Raw genomic sequence first — 16,072 nt, forward strand, 5'->3', positions numbered from 1 at the left:
GCGGCGCCGGACGACGGGCGGTGCCGGCTCAGACGTTGACGCCGAAGTCCTGCGCGATGCCGCGCAGGCCGGACGCGTAACCCTGGCCGATGGCGCGGAACTTCCACTCCGCGCCGTTGCGGTACAGCTCGCCGAAGACCATGGCGGTCTCGGTCGAAGCGTCCTCGCTCAGGTCGTACCGGGCGAGCTCCTCGCCGTTGGCCTGGTTCACGACGCGGATGAACGCGTTGCGTACCTGGCCGAAGGACTGCTGGCGGGTCTCGGCGTCGTAGATCGAGACGGGGAAAACGATCTTCTCGACGTCGACGGGAACGGTGGACAGGTTCACCTTGATCTGCTCGTCGTCGCCCTCGCCCTCACCGGTGAGGTTGTCACCGGTGTGCTCGACGGAGCCGTCGGGGCTCTTCAGGTTGTTGAAGAAGACGAAGTTCCCGTCACTGGCGACCTTGCCCTCGGCGTTGGTCAGCAGGGCGCTGGCGTCGAGGTCGAAGTCGGTACCGGTGGTGGTACGGACGTCCCAACCCAGACCCACGGTGACCGCGGTCAGGTTGGGGGCGGCCTTGGTCAGCGAGACGTTGCCGCCCTTGCTGAGGCTGACTCCCACGAGTCCTCCCATGTGGTTGCAGGGGCAGCGCCCCCATCGTGCGTTGGCATCGGATCAACGAGTGGATCCTAGTGACCGGTTCCCGGGCGAAACAGCCCTTTCGACACCCGCCCGGGTCCGTGGCGCGGCTCCCGCCGGAACGGACTCCCCCGCAGGAGCGCCGCGCGGCGCGTCACAGGGTGTCGAGGGCCTTCACGTAGTCGTTCAGGTCGCGGGCGTCGGGCAGCCCGTTGACGATCGTCCAGCGCACCACGCCCTCCTTGTCGATGATGAACGTGCCGCGCACCGCGCAGCCCTTCTCCTCGTCGAAGACGCCGTACGCGCGCGAGGTCTCGCCGTGCGGCCAGAAGTCCGACAGCAGCGGGTACTCCAGGCCCTCCTGCTCGGCGAAGACCCGCAGAGTGTGGATGGAGTCGCAGGAGACCGCGAGCAGCTGGACGTCGTCGTTGACGAACGTCGGCAGCTCGTCGCGGAGCGCGCAGAGCTCGCCGGTGCAGACCCCGGTGAAGGCGAAGGGGTAGAAGAGCAGGACGACGTTCTTCTCCCCGCGGAACTCGGCGAGGGTCACCGTCCGTCCGTGGTTGTCCTTGAGCTCGAAGTCCGGGGCCTTGGTGCCGACCTCGATCGCCATGGCGTGTGCATCCCTTCGCTAGCCGCTCGGCCGCAGGCCGATCTGGTGGCGCCCAGCCTACGCACAGGGCCCCCGCCGACGGTCATCGGCGGGGGCCCTGGATCGCGCTCGGGTCGTTCAGCGCTTGGCCTTGGGCGTGACCAGCCTGCTGCCGGTCCAGTCCTTGCCCGCGTTGATGCTCTTCGTCTGCGAGAGGCCCGCCGTCTGGGAGGCCTCGTTGATGTCGCTGGGTTCGACGTAGCCGTCACGGCCGGTCTTCGGCGTCATCAGCCACACCGTGCCGCCGTCATCGATCAGACCGATGGCGTCCACCAGAGCGTCCGTAAGGTCGCCGTCCTCGTCGCGGAACCACAGCAGGACGACGTCCGCCACGTCGTCGTAGTCCTCGTCGACGAGTTCCTGGCCGATCACAGCCTCAATGCCCTCACGGAGCTCGTGCTCGACATCATCGTCGTAGCCGATCTCCTGGACCACCTGTCCGGGCTCGAACCCCAGCCTCGCTGCCGGGTTGGTCCGCTCCTCCGCGTGGTCCGCGGTCGCGCTCACGGCTTGCCTCCTGATCTTGTTACGGAAAATGCTTCAGCCGCGCGCGTACGCGAGGCATTGGCCGTAGTCCACACGGGCGGGACGGATCGCGCAAGTACCCGGCCGTTGAGACCGCCGAAACGGTGACGTTTACGGCCGTCTCGCCGCAACTCCAGACATCGGCTCCGTCCGCCCGGGCGAGTTGCCATTCGGCCCTTCGCCACCTTTGTACGCTTCCGCACCCTCGGTTCGCCAATCGGGACAGCTTGGTTACCGATGAGTAGAGATGACGTTTTGCTCCCCGGGGGTACACGATGGGGAACGGCGTTAACAACACACCACCGACCAGCGAAGGAACAGCGTGGCTTCCGGATCCGATCGCAACCCGATCATCATTGGCGGCCTGCCGAGCCAGGTCCCGGATTTCGATCCGGAGGAGACCCAGGAGTGGCTCGACTCCCTCGACGCCGCCGTCGACGAGCGGGGCCGGGAGCGGGCCCGCTACCTCATGCTGCGCCTGATCGAGCGCGCGCGGGAGAAGCGCGTGGCCGTGCCCGAGATGCGCAGCACGGACTACGTGAACACGATCGCGACCAAGGACGAGCCGTTCTTCCCCGGCAACGAGGAGATCGAACGCAAGATCCTGAACGCGACCCGCTGGAACGCGGCGGTGATGGTGTCCCGGGCGCAGCGCCCGGGCATCGGAGTGGGCGGCCACATCGCCACCTTCGCCTCCTCCGCCTCGCTCTACGACGTGGGCTTCAACCACTTCTTCCGGGGCAAGGACGAGGGTGACGGCGGCGACCAGATCTTCTTCCAGGGCCACGCCTCACCGGGCATCTACGCGCGCGCCTTCCTCCTGGACCGGCTGAACGAGGCACAGCTCGACGCCTTCCGGCAGGAGAAGTCGAAGTACCCCAACGGGCTGTCCTCGTACCCCCACCCCCGGCTGATGCCGGACTTCTGGGAGTTCCCGACCGTGTCGATGGGCCTCGGCCCGCTCGGCGCGATCTACCAGGCACGGATGAACCGCTACATGGAGGCGCGCGGGATCGCGGACACCTCCAAGTCCCACGTGTGGGCCTTCCTCGGCGACGGCGAGATGGACGAGCCCGAGTCCCTGGGGCAGCTCTCCATCGCCGCCCGCGAGGGCCTGGACAACCTGACCTTCGTCGTCAACTGCAACCTGCAGCGCCTCGACGGTCCGGTCCGCGGCAACGGGAAGATCATCCAGGAGCTGGAGTCGATCTTCCGCGGCGCCGGATGGAACGTGATCAAGCTGATCTGGGACCGCACCTGGGACCCGCTGCTGGCCCAGGACCGCGACGGCCTCCTCGTCAACAAGCTGAACACCACTCCCGACGGCCAGTTCCAGACCTACGCGACGGAGACGGGCGACTACATCCGCCGGCACTTCTTCGGCGACGACCAGCGGCTGCGCGCGATGGTCGAGAACATGACCGACGCCCAGATCCTGCACCTCGGCCGCGGTGGCCACGACCACAAGAAGATCTTCGCGGCCTATTCGGCGGCCCGCGCCCACAAGGGCCAGCCGACCGTGATCCTCGCCCAGACCGTCAAGGGCTGGACGCTCGGCCCGAACTTCGAGGGCCGCAACGCGACCCACCAGATGAAGAAGCTGACGGTCGACGATCTCAAGGGCTTCCGCGACCGGCTGCACCTGCCGATCACCGACGCCCAGCTGGAAGGCGGCCTGCCGCCGTACTACCACCCGGGCCGCGACTCGGAGGAGATCCAGTACATGCACGACCGCAGGCACAGCCTGGGCGGGTACGTCCCGACCCGGGTCGTGCGGTCGCAACCACTGGCTCTGCCGGAGGACAAGACGTACGCGGCCGTGAAGAAGGGCTCCGGTCAGCAGTCGATCGCCACCACCATGGCGTTTGTGCGGCTACTGAAGGACCTCATGCGGGACAAGGAGATCGGCAAGCGGTTCGTGCTGATCGCGCCGGACGAGTACCGCACCTTCGGCATGGATTCCTTCTTCCCGAGCGCGAAGATCTACAACCCGCTCGGTCAACAGTACGAGGCCGTGGACCGTGAGCTGCTGCTCGCCTACAAGGAGTCGCCGACCGGGCAGATGCTGCACGACGGCATCTCCGAGGCGGGCTGCACGGCGTCGCTGATCGCCGCGGGCTCCGCGTACGCCACGCACGGCGAACCGTTGATCCCGGTCTACGTCTTCTACTCGATGTTCGGTTTCCAGCGGACCGGCGACCAGTTCTGGCAGATGGCCGACCAGCTGGCGCGCGGATTCGTCCTGGGTGCGACCGCGGGTCGTACGACCCTGACCGGTGAGGGTCTGCAGCACGCGGACGGCCACTCCCAGCTGCTGGCGTCCACCAACCCGGCGTGCGTCGCCTACGACCCGGCCTTCGGCTTCGAGATCGCCCACATCGTCCAGGACGGTCTGCGCCGGATGTACGGTTCCGACGCCGAGCACCCGCACGGCGAGGACGTCTTCTACTACCTGACCGTCTACAACGAGCCGATCCAGCACCCCAGCGAGCCGACGGACGTGGACGTCGAGGGCATCCTCAAGGGCGTCCACCGCTTCAAGGCCGGCGAGTCGGGCGAGATCCCGGCACAGATCCTGGCCTCCGGCGTCGCCGTGCCCTGGGCGGTGGAGGCCCAGCGGATCCTCGCCGAGGAGTGGAACGTCCGCGCCGACGTCTGGTCGGCGACCTCCTGGAACGAGCTGCGGCGCGAGGCGGTGGAGGTGGAGCAGCACAACCTGCTCCACCCCGAGGAGGAGCAGCGCGTCCCGTACGTGACGCAGAAGCTCAGCGGCGTCGAAGGGCCGTTCGTTGCCGTCTCCGACTGGATGCGCTCGGTGCCGGACCAGATCTCCCGCTGGGTGCCGGGGCGCTACACCTCGCTGGGTGCGGACGGCTTCGGCTTCGCCGACACGCGCGGCGCGGCCCGCAGGTACTTCCACATCGACGCCCAGTCGATCGTGCTGGCGGTGCTCACCGAACTCGCCGCGGAGGGCAAGGCCGACCGCTCGGTGCTGAAGCAGGCGGTGGACCGCTACCAGCTGCTCGACGTGGCGGCGGCCGACCCGGGCGCGGCGGGAGGCGACGCGTAGCCGTACGGGACTGAAGCGTGGGCGTGGGGGCTCGGGTGGAAGACGGGCCCCCACGCCCCCTTACGATGCGCCCCATGAAGGAACGAACGGCACAGGTGCGCTGGGAGGCGCACAGCCAGGGACCGTTGCTGGTGCTCGCCGTGGCGTTCGGTGTCGCGTACGCCGTGCCGATCGTGGCTCCGGACGCCGAGAGCTGGGTCCACGAGGTCTGCACGATCGTGGAGTGGGTGGTGTGGGCGGCGTTCGCCTGCGACTACCTGGTCCGCCTCACACTGGCGCCGGCCAAGGTGCCGTTCGTCCGCGGGCACCTGCTCGACCTGCTGGCGGTGCTGCTACCGCTGGTGCAGCCGCTGCGGTTGCTCCGGGTCGTCTCCACGCTGCTGCTCGTGGGACGGCGAGCGAGGATGGCCAAGCAGATCACTCTCACCACGTACGTGGCGGGGGCGGTCGCGGGGCTGATGATGTTCGGCTCGCTGGCGGTGCTGCACGTGGAACGGGATGCGCCGCACGGCAACATCAAGACCCTCGGGGACGCCGTCTGGTGGTCGTTCACCACGATGACGACCGTCGGCTACGGCGACCTCGCACCGACGACCGGCCTCGGCCGGGTGCTCGCGGTCGGGCTGATGCTGTCCGGCATCGCCCTGCTCGGTGTGGTGACCGCGAACATCGCGGCGTGGTTCATCTCCCGCTTCGAACGCGACAACGCGGAGGAACGCCACCAGACGGAGCTGTTGGAAGCGCTGACCGCTGAGGTCAGGGAGCTGCGCGCGGAGGTGGCACGGCTGTCGGGGCCGACAACCGTGCCCGGCAGGCCGCGGGTTCCCGAGGATGCATCCGGGAACCCCTAGAGACCGTTGCCCAGCCCGGCGGCACCGGCGAGCCAGACGGCGGCCAGCACGGTGTCGATCGTCCCGAGGACGACGGCGACCACGGCGGGGATGCCGTCGCTGCGCCAGCGTCGACCCATCGCCGGCCAGCCGCAGACGACCGCAGCCGGGTCGAGGACGATCCCCAACTCGAAGAATCCGGCAATCGCGCAGACGAGCCCGATGATGCCGAGCGTCGCGCTGTCCGGCCCGCTCCGCGACCACATCCGGCCGTTTGAACGGGGGGTTCTGCGCGTGGAATCCGTTCATGTGACCCGGGTACCCCAGCCTCAGTTCTCCCAGACCTTGAAGGCCCGTACCCGGTAGGGCGATTGGGGCACCCAGGTGCCGCCGCCCGGATAGGTCTCGAATTCGGCGGTCTCCGCGCACTCGGCCGACTGGTAGGTGGTGACGGGCCGTCCGGTCCGGTTGGCGACGGCCTGCGCGGTGGTCCCCGCCGGGAGGGGGACGCAGGACTCGATGTCGAGGCCGGTCAGGTCGTGCACCTGCCGGGGGCCCTTGAAGTCCGGTCGGGACCAGAGGCACAGCTCGCCCGCTGCGCAGGGGCCGAGGTGCGGCCGCGACCCGGCCGGGGCGGCGGGCGGCGGGAAGGAGCCCGCCGGCTCCGCGGAGGCGGTGGGCGCGGCCAGGGCCGTGGTCAGGGCCAGGGCTGCGGTGAGGACGGTCGTGCGCATCTGTGTCGACCCCCGTGTCGGTGCGGTGCTTCGCTCCTTCGCACCCTGACCGGGTGGGGCGGTCGGACGGAAGGGGCACCGGCGCAGTCCACCCGGACGGGTGACGCCCCGACCGGTCCCGGACGGTCGGAGCGTCACCCGTCACCCGTCTCCGGATGGGCGTCCGGGGAGGGCGCAGCCGTCAGATGTGGGCCGCGCCCGTACCCGCCTCGGCGTTCTCACCGCGCTTGGTGAACAGCGCGACGCCGGCCGCCAGCACGGCGACGATGCCCGCGACGCTGAACGCCAGGCTCATCCCCGACATGAACGTGTCGTGCGCGACGTCCGCGATCTTCGTCGCGAACGGCTCGGGCGTGTGCGGGGGAACCGGTGCGATACCGACGGCGACCGCTTCCTCCGCCTTGGCGAGCTGACCGGGGTTGAGCGGCGGGAGACCCGCGTCCGTCCAGTTCCCGGCGAGCTCCGAGCCGACCCTGGACGACATGACCGCGCCCAGTACGGCCGTGCCGAGGCTGCCGCCGACCTGCATGGCGGCCTGCTGCAGACCGCCTGCGACGCCGGACAGTTCCAGCGGCGCGTTGCCCACGATGACCTCGGTGGCTCCGACCATGACCGGCGCGAGGCCGAGACCGAGGAGGGCGAACCACAGCGACATCGGCAGGGTCCCCGTGTCCGTCGTAAGGGTGGTCATGCCGAACATGGCCACGGTGGTGCACACCATGCCACCGACGAGCGGGATCCGGGGGCCGAACCTGGTGATGAGCGCCCCGGCGAGCGGAGAGGAGACGATCATCATCGCGGTGAGCGGCAGCAGGTGCAGTCCGCTGTCGACGGCGCTCATGCCGTGCACGTTCTGCAGGTAGAAGGTGACGAAGAACAGGCCGCCCATGAAGGCGAAGGCCATGAGCACCATGAGGACGGTGCCGGCCGACAGCGGGACGGAGCGGAACAGCCGCAGTGGGATGAGCGGCTCCCCGGCCCTGGTCTCCCAGATGGCGAACACCACGAAGAGGAGCACCGCACCGGCCAGCCAGCCGAGGGTGCTCCACGAGCCCCAGCCCCACTCGCCCGCCTTGATCAGCGGCCAGACGAGGGCGAACATCCCACCGGACAGCAGCAGGATGCCGGGGAGGTCGAAGGAGCGCGGCGCCTTCTCGGCCCGGTGGTCCCTGAGGATGACCATTCCGAGGAGCAGTGCCAGGGCACCGACCGGCACGTTGATGAAGAAGACGGACTGCCAGCTGACTTTCTCGACGAGCACCCCGCCGAGGATCGGGCCGCCCGCCGTGGAGGCGCCGATGACCATGCCCCAGATCCCGATCGCCATGTTCAGCTGCTCGGCGGGGAAGGTGGCGCGCAGCAGCCCCAGCGCCGCAGGCATCAGCAGGGCGCCGAAGAGTCCCTGGAGCACCCGGAACCCGATCACGAGGGCGATCGAGTCGGAGAGGCCGATGGCGCCGGAAGCGACGGCGAATCCGGTGACACCGATGAGGAAGGTCTGGCGGTGGCCGAAGCGGTCGCCGAGCTTGCCGGCCGTGACCAGTGCGACGGCGAGGGCCAGGAGGTAGCCGTTGGTGATCCACTGGACGTCGGCGAGCGTGGCGCCGAGGTCCTTCTGGATGGCCGGATTGGCGATCGCGACGATCGTGCCGTCCAGCGCGACCATCATCACGCCGATGGCCACGGAGATCAGCGTCAGCCAGGGGTGGCCGCGGAGCCCCTTGGACGGCGCCGGGAGCGGGGGGCGGTCCGCCGGTGCCTCGTCGACAGTGGTCTGACTCGTCATGCCGTCGAGGCTAGTGTCAGTTACTGACACTTGACAAAGCATTTCATGAGTCGGTGACTGTCACCTAGCTCACAGGTACGCTGAGCTGCGAAGAGCGAAATCCGGACAGCTCCGGACAGCGGTCGTCGAGACCGCGGAAGACGTCGGGGAGAAGGCGGCAGGTGACGGCAACCGGACTGCGCGAGCTGAAGAAGCGGCGCACCCGCGACGCCCTGGTGCGCGCCGCGCTGGAGCTCTTCACCACCCAGGGGTACGACGACACCACCGTCGACGAGATCGCGGACTCGGTGGAGGTGTCCCAGCGCACCTTCTTCCGGTACTTCGCCAACAAGGAAGAGGCGGCCTTCGCCGTCCAGGACGTGGTGGAGTCGCACTTCGTGGCGGCACTGCGCGAACGACCGCCGGAGGAGGGGCCGTTCACGGCGATGCGGGCGGCAGTCCGCTCCGCCTGGGACTCCATCGGCGAGGCGATCGAGGCAATCGTCCCGCTCGAACTCCACATGCGCACCCTCCGGATGATCGAATCGACCCCTGCACTGCTCGCCGTCCATCTGCGCCGCTCCGCCGAGCTGGACGAGGAGGTCGCCCGCCTGATCGCCGAACGCGAGGACCTGGACGTGGACATGGACCCCCGGCCCCGGGTCGCCGTCGCCGCGTTCGCCGGCGTGATGCGGGTCACGGGTCGACTGTGGGGGCAGGGCGAGGATCCGAGCGTGGAAGCCATCCGCGAGCTGACGGAGAGCTACCTCGATCGTCTCGGGCCCGCGCTCGCCACCGATTGGCGTGTGCACGGCGCCTGTTCACAGCCTTCGGGCACGGCGGAGCGTGCGCCCAGCGCGCACGTAGAGTAGCCGCGCGCCCCAGTGGCACCGCCGGACGCGTGATCTCTCTCACGGTCGTCGTTGCCGCGCTTCGACCGCCTCTACGCTGTCCCCTCAGTGACTGCTTTCGACTCCTCCCCCACTCTGAACGTCTCGCGCGCCCTCATCGCCCTTGCCGTGGTGTTCGTGCTGCTCGCGACCACGGGCTGGACGGCCGTCCGGCCCCAGCACCGTCCCGACGAGCCGAGGAACGCGGCTCTCGCCGCGTGGGAGAAGGGCAGGACGGGGCCGCTGGCGCTGCCCAACGCCGACGCGCCGCCCGGAGTGCTGGCCGGATTCTTCGCCTCCATCAGCGCCAAGCGGGCAACCGCACTGGCCGACCGCTACCCGCTCGTGGTGGGCAACCTGAACGGAGCTCCGGTCACGCTGCGCTACCGGGCCAACCGGGTCGCGCTCGCCCAGGCGCGCCGGGTCGAACAGTGGCGGATGCACGACGCCAGGCTGTCGCCGGACGGCCGCAGGGAGGCCGCCCGGCGGATGCACCGCTTCGAGTCGCTGCTCTCCCCGGGCCGGCAGATCTTCGCCTTCGACCCGTCGGGCAGGGGCCGGGTCGCCGAGGTCTTCGGTGATCTCGACCGGGCCCAGCGGGTCTCGGTGGTCGTCCCGGGCGTCGACACCGACCTGCTGACGTTCGAGCGCACCCAGCGGAGGTTCTCGGCGCCGGTGGGGATGGCGCAGTCGTTGTACGCCGCCCAGCGGACGGCCGCCCCCTGGACCCGCACGGCGGTCATCGCCTGGGCCGACTACACCTCCCCTTCCGGGCTGGGCCTGGACGCTTCCACCGGCCGGCTCGCCACGAGCGGTGCGGCCCGTCTCGTGGCCATGACCGGCGCACTGCCCGGAGCGGCACGGGTGTCGCTGTTCTGCCACAGCTACGGCTCCGTGGTGTGTGGCGTCGCTGCCCCCGAACTGCCGCAGCGGGTGGGCGACATGGCGGTCGCGGGCAGCCCCGGCATGCGCGTCAAGAGCGCGGCGCAGCTGCGGACGACGGCCCGGGTGTGGGCGATGCGCGACAGCGACGACTGGATCCAGGACGTGCCCTACCTCGAGGTCGGCGGGCTCGGACACGGTGCCGACCCGGTGACCCCCGAGTTCGGTGCGCGGGTCCTGTCCGCCGCGGGCGCGGTGGGCCACACCGGCTATTTCGAGCCAGGCACCGAGAGTCTGAGCAACTTCGCCGAGATAGGCGTCGGTTCGTACCGCACCGTGACGTGTGCGGCGGGGAACAGTGCGTGCCGTACCGGAATCTCCGGTACGGAAGAGGTCTGACGCGCGTAGAGCCCCGTGACGGAGTGCATGGGTCCGGTCGGTTGACGGGGGCGACGATCAGCCGCCCGCCGCCTACGATGAGGCGCATGGGTGATGTGCTGGCCGGAATTCATGCCACCTGGGAGTTCGAACCGGACGCCGTACTCATCCGCTTCACACGGGGGAACCGCGGAACACCGAAGCTGTTCCAAGCGCTGCGCGAACGGCGCGTCCCCCACGAAGCGCTGGAGTCGGTGGCCCTCTCCCCGGGCAAGCGCGGCACGGTGGTGCTGCACGCGGTACCCAGACCGGGCGCCGATCCGCTGATGGACGCTGCCGCGGGACAGCTCAAGGCGGGCTGCGACCCGTACCGCCTGGTGCTGCCCGCGAAGCACGAGACGCTCGCCGAGCAGTACGCGGACGAGCTCCGCGCCGTGATCCCCGGGCCCGCTCCCGAACCCTGCGCGACGTACCTGGTGTCCGCGGTCGAGGCTCCGCTCCAGTTCAAGGCGTACGACGGGAAGGCGGTCTTCGACGGGGACAGGGTCTCGTTCCGCTGGTCGTGGAGCGGGGCGTCCACCGCCAAGTGGAAGGCGGGCGACCGCAGTTTCCCGGTGTCGGAACTGAGCGGCGTCGAATGGCGGTCACCGGAGGCCTCCGACGGCTACCTGCGCCTGGTCATGCGCGACGGGGCCTCCCCGGCCGCCGACCGGCCCGCGCGGGCCGACCAGGACCCTGCCGCGGTGGTGTTCGGCCTGGGCTACGGTCCGGTCCACGAATCCCTCCCGTTCGCCGCCGCGGTCCTGGATGCCGTACGCGGCGCGGCACCCGCGCAGCCGGTGCTGGCGACGGCCGGCCGCGACCCCGCGGCCGTGGCGGATCGGATCAGGCACCTGGGCGAGCTGCACGGGGCGGGGCTGGTCACGGACGCGGAGTTCGCCGCGAAGAAGGCGGAGCTCCTGGCGGAGCTGTAGGAGTCGGACGGGTGCGGCGGCCCGACCGGGCAGTTCCCCTTCCGCTCCGGTGCCGGGGTGGGGGTCATACCGAGGTATGACCCCCACCCCGGCACCGCGGTATGACGCCCGTGCGGGAGCAGCCGCCTACGCTTGACCTGGCCATGTCCCAGACGCCGCCCTCCGCTCCTCCCTCCGATGCCGGCCCCCCGGCCGTCGCCCGCTACGTCCTCGAGTCCCTGCGCGGCCTCGCCCATCCCGCGCACGCACCGACCGCGCTGCTCGCCGGCTCCGCCCGACGGTGGCGTCGCCTCCTTCCCCACCTGGTCGTGCTCGCGCTCACCGCCAGTCTGCTGCCGTCGACCATCCACGTCCTCTCCCACGACTACGGCGTGAACGCCGGTCTCGCCGGGGCCGTTGCCACGGGATCCGCGGCCCCGCTGATGCTCATCGCGCACCGCCCGCTCCAAGCCTGGTGGATCGTCTTCGCGGTCGACGTCGTCTGCGCGGTGAACCTGGCGGGGCTCCCCGAGCGCGCCCACACCTCCTGGCCGTGGCCGCCACCGCTCATCGTCGGGTACCTCTTCCTGATGCTGGCGCTCGCCCTGCGGGAACCCCGGCGCACGTTGGTGACGGTCTGGCTGCTGACGGGTGCCGTCGGCTTCCTCCTGAGTTCGACCTCAGGACGCGGCAACCAGAACAGCACCCTGCTGTTCGTCCTCAGTGGCGTCGTGCTCCTCATCGGCGGTGCCGTGCGCGAGCGCGGCGACGCCCAGCGGCGCCTCACCGAGCAGCGGACCATCAGCGAGGCCGAACGCGCCCAGCGCACCTTGCTGCAGGAACGGGCGCGGATCGCCCGCGAACTCCACGACGTGGTGGCACACCACATGTCGGTGATCACCGTGCAGGCCGACTCCGCGCCGTACCGGATCGACGGGCTGCCGCCGGCCGCACAGGAGGAGTTCGCGACGATCGCCTCCGGTGCGCGGGAGTCGTTGGCGGAGATGCGGCGACTGCTCGCGGTGCTGCGCAGCGACGGCTCGGAGGGGGAGCGGACGCCGCAGCCCGGGCTCGACCGGGTGCAGCAGCTGGTGGAGGCGACCGTCCGGGCCGGGGTGCCGGTCGAACTGTCCCTCCCTGCCGGGCTGGGCGAAGTGCCTCAGGCGGTGGACCTCTCTGCGTACCGCATCGTGCAGGAAGCCCTGGCGAACGTGGTGCGGCACGCACCCGGCGCGGCGACCCGGGTGTCGGTCACGGCGGACCGGGAGCACCTGACGGTCCTGGTGGTCAACGGCCCGGCGGCAGAACGGGTTTCACCGCTGGAGGCCGCGGGGACCGGCCACGGCCTGGTCGGCATGCGGGAGCGCGTACGGTTGACCGGCGGCACCCTCGACACCGGTCCGCTGCCGGACGGTGGCTTCCGGATCGCCGCACGCATGCCCCTGACCACCGGGAAGGACCCGAGTTGACCATCCGCGTGATCATCGTCGACGACCAGGCCATGGTGCGCGCGGGATTCGCCGCGCTGCTGGCCGCACAGGCGGACATCGACGTCGTCGGAGAGGCACCGGACGGCCGGCAGGGCGTCGACGTGGCCCGCTCCACGCGCCCGGACGTGGCGCTGATGGACGTGCGGATGCCGGAGATGGACGGATTGGCCGCGGCGCGACAGATCCTCCAGCCACCACCGGGCGTGGTCCACGTCCCGAAGGTGCTGATGCTGACCACCTTCGACGTGGACGACTACGTGTACGAGGCACTGCGGGCGGGCGCCTCCGGCTTCCTGCTGAAGGACGCCCCGCCCGCCGACCTGATCTCCGCGGTCCGGGTGGTCGCCGCGGGCGAGGCGCTGCTCGCGCCCTCGGTGACCCGCCGCCTGATAGCCGACTTCGCCACCCAGCGCCCGGCCCTCCGCAAGGACCGCGCGGCGCTCCGCGTGAACGGCCTGACCCCCCGCGAGACCGAGGTGCTGGAGCTGATCGCCCGTGGGCTGTCCAACCAGGAGATCGCCGCCCATCTGGTCCTCGCCGAACAGACGGTCAAGACCCACATCGGCCGGGTGCTGTCCAAGCTCGGTCTGCGAGACCGTGCCCAGGCGGTGATCTTCGCGTACGAGTCGGGCCTGGTCACCCCGGGCGACCGTTAGCGCGGCGGCAGGGTCCCCGCGGCCGGTATCACGGCCTTCGCGTTCGACCTGCGTGTGCGTGCCCGTTCGGCCGGAACGGTCCCGAGCTACTCCCTCGCTGCCGACGTCGACGACATGTCGGGGTACCGGTCGCCGAGTACGCGCCCGGCGATCGGCTCCAGCAGGGCCAGCTCCTCGGCGCTCAGCGCGATGCGGGTCGCGCCCACGTTCTCCTCCAGACGGTTGCGCCTGCGCGTCCCGGGAATCGGCACCACCGTCAGGTCGTGCACCCGGGCCTGCTGCTGCACCCAGGCCAGCGCTACCTGGGCGGGCGTCGCCCCGTGCGCCGCTGCGACCTTCTTCACCGGCTCCAGCAGGGCCGCGTTGGCCTGCGCATTGGCCCCGGTGAAACGGGGCATGTAGCCGCGGAAGTCGCCCGCGGACAGCTCCTTGCCGGCGTCCGCGAACGCACCGGTCAGGAAGCCCCGCCCGAGCGGCGAGTACGGCACCATGGCCACACCGAGCTCGGCCGCCGCGCCCACCGCGCTCTTCTCCACGTCGCGGCTGAACAGCGACCACTCGGACTGCAGCGCGGCGATCGGGTGCACGGCATGAGCCTCGCGCAGCTCCGCACCCGTGACCTCGCTCAGCCCGAGGTGCCTGACCTTGCCCGCCGCGACCAGCTCCGCCATCGCTCCCACGGACTCGGCGAGCGGGACCGAGGGGTCGCGCCGGTGCATGTAGTAGAGGTCGATCACGTCGACGCCGAGGCGGCGGAGGCTGCTCTCGACCGCCTCGCGGACGTACGCAGGATCGTTGCGTATGCCCCGGAAGTGCGGATCGTCCGACCGCACGATCGAGAACTTGGTGGCGAGGGTGATCTCGTCGCGATGCGCGGTCACGAACGGCCGCAGGAACTCCTCGTTGGCACCGCGGCCGTACACGTCCGCGGTGTCGAAGAGCGTGACGCCCGCCTCCAGCGCCGCGTCCAGGGTGTCGCGTGCGGCGGACTCGTCGGTGTCGCCGTAGAACTCGCTCATGCCCATGCAGCCGAGTCCCTGCACCCCGACCTCCGGACCGTCCGTGCCGAGCCGTACCTTTTCGATCTTGTTTCCGGTCATCGGTGTCAAGCCCTCTCCGGCGCCCGCTGGGCGTCCGCGTAGATGCCGATCTTGTAGTCGAGGACGGTGAGCGCTGTCCGGAGCTCCGTGATCCGGGCGCGCACGTCGGACCGCGTCGCCTCCAGCAGCTCGCGCCGCTGCTCGAAGGTGTGGTCGCCCTCGCGCACCAGCTCGGCGTAGCGGACCATGTCCGCGACCGGCATTCCGGTCAGCCGCAGCTTCGCGACGAATCCCAGCCAGTCGAGGTCGCGGTTGCGAAAGCGCCGCTGGCCGGCGTGCGAACGGTCGATGTGCGGCATGAGGCCGATCCGCTCGTACCAGCGCAGCGTGTGCGCGCTGAGGCCGGTCCAGGCGACGACCTCGCTGATCGTGTAGTGGTCCTGCCCCTCGGGCCGCGGGTGGGCGGGGGGCTCGGAGCAGACGTCGGTCGTTGCGGATGTGGTCTCCAGCACCGTCATGACCTCCACGCTAGAACGTTGGAGTGCACTCCAGGCAAGCATGATCCGGAGGCGGCGCGGGAGCACGCAAGGGGAGCGGCGTCCGCACGGGTCAATCTGCAGGTCTCCCAGGAAGGCGCGTCGTGTGCGCCTCGCTCGGCTTGGTCCCCAACCCCCGATCCGGACGCGCGGCTCACCCCGTGAAGTCGTACTTTAAGGTCGTACGCATGCAGAGCCTCGCGTTGACCGAGAACTGGCCCGTCCCGACCGCGGCCGCCGCCGTCGTCCGCGCGGACGGCACCCTCGCCGGTGCGTACGGCCCGACCGCGCACCGCTTCCCGCTGGCCTCGGTCACCAAGCCGCTGGCCGCCTACGCGGTGCTCGTCGCCTACGAGGAGGGCGCCGTCGAGCTGGACGAGCCGGCCGGGCCCGCGGGTTCCACGGTCCGCCACCTGCTGGCGCACACCAGCGGGCTCGCCTTCGACGAGCACCGGGTGACGGCGCCGCCCGGGACCCGCAGGCTGTACTCGAACGCGGGCTTCGAGGTCCTCGGCGACCACATCGCCAAGGCGACGGACATCCCGTTCGCCGAGTACCTGCGGCAGGCCGTGCTGGAGCCGCTCGGCATGTCGTCCACGGTCCTCGAAGGCTCGCCCGCCAAGGACGCCGTGTCGACCGTCGACGACCTGGTCAGGTTCGCGGCGGAGGTGCAGGCACCACGGCTGCTCGACCCCAGGACCGTCCTCGAGGCCATGTCCGTCGTGCACCCCGGGCTGACCGGGATCCTGCCGGGCTACGGGCACCAGCGGCCCAACGACTGGGGTCTGGGCTTCGAGATCCGCGACGCCAAGTCGCCGCACTGGACGGGAGCGACGTCCTCGCCGCGCACCTTCGGACACTTCGGCCAGTCCGGCACCTTCCTGTGGATCGACCCGGACGCGCAGGCCGCCTGCGTGGCGCTGACCGACCGCGCCTTCGGGCCGTGGGCGATCGAGGCGTGGCCGCCGTTCACCGACGCGGTACTGGCGGAGCTGCGTGGCTAGGGGCGTGTTGCGAAAGTAGCTCCGTCCGCCCGCAGGCCAGGAGGG

The 16,072-nt window shown here is 70.5% G+C and carries 16 protein-coding genes; 8 read left to right on the forward strand and 8 right to left on the reverse strand.

All coding sequences use genetic code 11. The annotated features are described in order from the left end of the window. Positions 1-28: 28 nt before the first annotated feature. The 3 genes from ACFXOM_RS18220 to ACFXOM_RS18230 form a co-directional block, all read right to left on the reverse strand. Complete coding sequence (locus ACFXOM_RS18220; protein ID WP_384937448.1) at positions 29-604, reverse strand: TerD family protein; 576 nt, start codon at positions 602-604, stop codon at positions 29-31. A 172-nt stretch (positions 605-776) separates the two neighbouring features. Then, positions 777-1,235, reverse strand: coding sequence for a peroxiredoxin (locus ACFXOM_RS18225; protein WP_384937449.1), 459 nt, complete (start codon positions 1,233-1,235; stop codon positions 777-779). 117 nt (positions 1,236-1,352) lie between these two features. Next, positions 1,353-1,781 carry a DUF3052 domain-containing protein gene (locus tag ACFXOM_RS18230; RefSeq protein ID WP_384937452.1) on the reverse strand — a complete coding sequence of 143 codons (429 nt, stop codon included), beginning with the start codon at positions 1,779-1,781 and terminating at the stop codon, positions 1,353-1,355. A gap of 340 nt (positions 1,782-2,121) precedes the next feature. Here ACFXOM_RS18230 and aceE point away from each other — a divergent pair, with 340 nt between their 5' ends. Further along, positions 2,122-4,869 (forward strand): pyruvate dehydrogenase (acetyl-transferring), homodimeric type, encoded by a 2,748-nt coding sequence (gene aceE, locus ACFXOM_RS18235; RefSeq protein WP_384937455.1) that lies wholly within the window; start codon positions 2,122-2,124, stop codon positions 4,867-4,869. Between the two features lie 74 nt (positions 4,870-4,943). Next, positions 4,944-5,720 (forward strand): potassium channel family protein, encoded by a 777-nt coding sequence (locus tag ACFXOM_RS18240; protein ID WP_384937457.1) that lies wholly within the window; start codon positions 4,944-4,946, stop codon positions 5,718-5,720. Here ACFXOM_RS18240 and ACFXOM_RS18245 read toward each other — a convergent pair. The 3 genes from ACFXOM_RS18245 to ACFXOM_RS18255 all read right to left on the reverse strand — a co-directional run bounded on the left by ACFXOM_RS18245 (position 5,717) and on the right by ACFXOM_RS18255 (position 8,219). Beyond that, a complete protein-coding gene (locus ACFXOM_RS18245) occupies positions 5,717-5,965 on the reverse strand; it encodes a small hydrophobic protein (protein ID WP_384937460.1) in 249 nt (82 codons plus the stop codon). The two genes, ACFXOM_RS18240 and ACFXOM_RS18245, sit on opposite strands and share 4 nt — an antisense overlap. Positions 5,966-6,028: 63 nt before the next feature. Then, positions 6,029-6,433, reverse strand: coding sequence for a peptidase inhibitor family I36 protein (locus tag ACFXOM_RS18250; RefSeq protein WP_384937463.1), 405 nt, complete (start codon positions 6,431-6,433; stop codon positions 6,029-6,031). 181 nt (positions 6,434-6,614) lie between these two features. Then, positions 6,615-8,219, reverse strand: a complete 1,605-nt coding sequence (locus ACFXOM_RS18255; RefSeq protein ID WP_384937466.1) for an MFS transporter — start codon at positions 8,217-8,219, stop codon at positions 6,615-6,617. A 161-nt stretch (positions 8,220-8,380) separates the two neighbouring features. Between ACFXOM_RS18255 and ACFXOM_RS18260 the strand changes: the two genes are divergently transcribed. The 5 genes from ACFXOM_RS18260 to ACFXOM_RS18280 all read left to right on the forward strand — a co-directional run bounded on the left by ACFXOM_RS18260 (position 8,381) and on the right by ACFXOM_RS18280 (position 13,447). Further along, positions 8,381-9,070, forward strand: a complete 690-nt coding sequence (locus tag ACFXOM_RS18260) for a TetR family transcriptional regulator (RefSeq protein ID WP_385038456.1) — start codon at positions 8,381-8,383, stop codon at positions 9,068-9,070. An 87-nt stretch (positions 9,071-9,157) separates the two neighbouring features. Continuing rightward, a complete protein-coding gene (locus ACFXOM_RS18265; protein WP_384946252.1) occupies positions 9,158-10,369 on the forward strand; it encodes an alpha/beta hydrolase in 1,212 nt (403 codons plus the stop codon). An 86-nt stretch (positions 10,370-10,455) separates the two neighbouring features. Further along, entirely contained in the window at positions 10,456-11,322 is an 867-nt protein-coding gene (locus ACFXOM_RS18270) for a DUF4429 domain-containing protein (RefSeq protein WP_384937475.1), read from the forward strand. A 143-nt stretch (positions 11,323-11,465) separates the two neighbouring features. Further along, complete coding sequence (locus tag ACFXOM_RS18275; protein ID WP_384937478.1) at positions 11,466-12,770, forward strand: sensor histidine kinase; 1,305 nt, start codon at positions 11,466-11,468, stop codon at positions 12,768-12,770. Continuing rightward, positions 12,767-13,447, forward strand: a complete 681-nt coding sequence (locus ACFXOM_RS18280) for a response regulator (RefSeq protein WP_384937481.1) — start codon at positions 12,767-12,769, stop codon at positions 13,445-13,447. The genes ACFXOM_RS18275 and ACFXOM_RS18280 overlap by 4 nt, the downstream gene beginning before the upstream one ends. Positions 13,448-13,533: 86 nt before the next feature. Here ACFXOM_RS18280 and ACFXOM_RS18285 read toward each other — a convergent pair whose 3' ends face one another. Then, a complete protein-coding gene (locus ACFXOM_RS18285; RefSeq protein ID WP_384937483.1) occupies positions 13,534-14,547 on the reverse strand; it encodes an aldo/keto reductase in 1,014 nt (337 codons plus the stop codon). 5 nt (positions 14,548-14,552) lie between these two features. After that, complete coding sequence (locus tag ACFXOM_RS18290) at positions 14,553-15,005, reverse strand: MerR family transcriptional regulator (protein ID WP_384937486.1); 453 nt, start codon at positions 15,003-15,005, stop codon at positions 14,553-14,555. A gap of 206 nt (positions 15,006-15,211) precedes the next feature. Here ACFXOM_RS18290 and ACFXOM_RS18295 point away from each other — a divergent pair, with 206 nt between their 5' ends. Further along, a complete protein-coding gene (locus ACFXOM_RS18295; protein WP_384946275.1) occupies positions 15,212-16,027 on the forward strand; it encodes a serine hydrolase domain-containing protein in 816 nt (271 codons plus the stop codon). Positions 16,028-16,072 lie beyond the last annotated feature (45 nt).

It is taken from the genome of Streptomyces sp. NPDC059169, assembly GCF_042755225.1.
Taxonomy (GTDB): Bacteria; Actinomycetota; Actinomycetes; order Streptomycetales; family Streptomycetaceae; genus Streptomyces.

Bases quoted from the DNA above. Each gene is read 5' to 3' on its own strand.
- ACFXOM_RS18225 (WP_384937449.1), bottom strand. From the start codon at position 1,235: ATGGCGATCGAGGTCGGCACCAAGGCCCCGGACTTCGAGCTCAAGGAC.
- ACFXOM_RS18240 (WP_384937457.1), top strand. From the start codon at position 4,944: ATGAAGGAACGAACGGCACAGGTGCGCTGGGAGGCGCACAGCCAGGGA.
- ACFXOM_RS18245 (WP_384937460.1), bottom strand. From the start codon at position 5,965: ATGTGGTCGCGGAGCGGGCCGGACAGCGCGACGCTCGGCATCATCGGG.
- ACFXOM_RS18250 (WP_384937463.1), bottom strand. From the start codon at position 6,433: ATGCGCACGACCGTCCTCACCGCAGCCCTGGCCCTGACCACGGCCCTG.
- ACFXOM_RS18255 (WP_384937466.1), bottom strand. From the start codon at position 8,219: ATGACGAGTCAGACCACTGTCGACGAGGCACCGGCGGACCGCCCCCCG.
- ACFXOM_RS18270 (WP_384937475.1), top strand. From the start codon at position 10,456: ATGGGTGATGTGCTGGCCGGAATTCATGCCACCTGGGAGTTCGAACCG.
- ACFXOM_RS18275 (WP_384937478.1), top strand. From the start codon at position 11,466: ATGTCCCAGACGCCGCCCTCCGCTCCTCCCTCCGATGCCGGCCCCCCG.
- ACFXOM_RS18285 (WP_384937483.1), bottom strand. From the start codon at position 14,547: ATGACCGGAAACAAGATCGAAAAGGTACGGCTCGGCACGGACGGTCCG.
- ACFXOM_RS18290 (WP_384937486.1), bottom strand. From the start codon at position 15,005: ATGACGGTGCTGGAGACCACATCCGCAACGACCGACGTCTGCTCCGAG.
- ACFXOM_RS18295 (WP_384946275.1), top strand. From the start codon at position 15,212: ATGCAGAGCCTCGCGTTGACCGAGAACTGGCCCGTCCCGACCGCGGCC.